The organism is Vibrio sp. 1288 (assembly GCF_033344475.1).
Genome location: NZ_JAWPOX010000526.1, coordinates 1 through 699, shown reverse-complemented (window position 1 = coordinate 699; position 699 = coordinate 1). Strand labels below are relative to the sequence as shown.

Genomic DNA, 699 nt, shown 5'->3' with positions numbered 1-699 from the left:
GTAAGATAAACATTGAACAATAGAAAGGGGAGCCTGTTGGCTCCCCTTTTTCGTTGTCGATAATTTATTGTCGACAGAATATGCATTCGGTATCACTCATTGATCACCAATAAACTTTCTGTCAGTTTTTTCTGAAACACGGGATTTACCCTTAAACTTTCGAGATTCGATGCGTAAAATGCCGCCCCATTGTATGAATGGTCGATTTAATTTAAGGGCAAACGAATGAGATGGTTGTCTAGTTTCTCATTGAAAGAGTGGTTGTTCGCTGCTGTTTTACTAGGCGGAATCTCTGCTTATGCACTTCACCATTCGAACCAGCGCACGTCCGACGCCCGCTCTGCTGCCATTCAAGTTTTGTTTGCCGACATGCAGTACTACGTCTCCATTCTCAACGCCAATGCGAAAGCGTTCAACCAAGAGAATGGCGCAAACCAATGTGTCCTGACGGCAGTGGGCTATCAAGAGTTCTACAACGGCTACCCAGAAACGCAAAGCGAATGTGGCGAACACCTTGGTTTTTTCGACAACATGACGATCTCAGACGAAATGAAGCAAGCGAACTTGGTGTTCATTGAAAACAACACTTATTCGATAGTCGGCTACGGCCCTAGTGACTCGCCAGAAGCTTTGATGCAAGGCAAATGCTACGCCTATTACCGATTGGAAGGCGCAGGAAAAGACGGACACAGTTTTAAA

At 45.1% G+C, this 699-nt stretch carries 1 protein-coding gene; it reads left to right on the top strand.

The genetic code is table 11. From position 1 onward, the window contains the following. Positions 1-225: 225 nt before the first annotated feature. Positions 226-699 (top strand): type IV pilin (locus tag R8O11_RS27820; protein WP_318194946.1); only part of this gene is annotated, 474 nt, incomplete at its 3' end.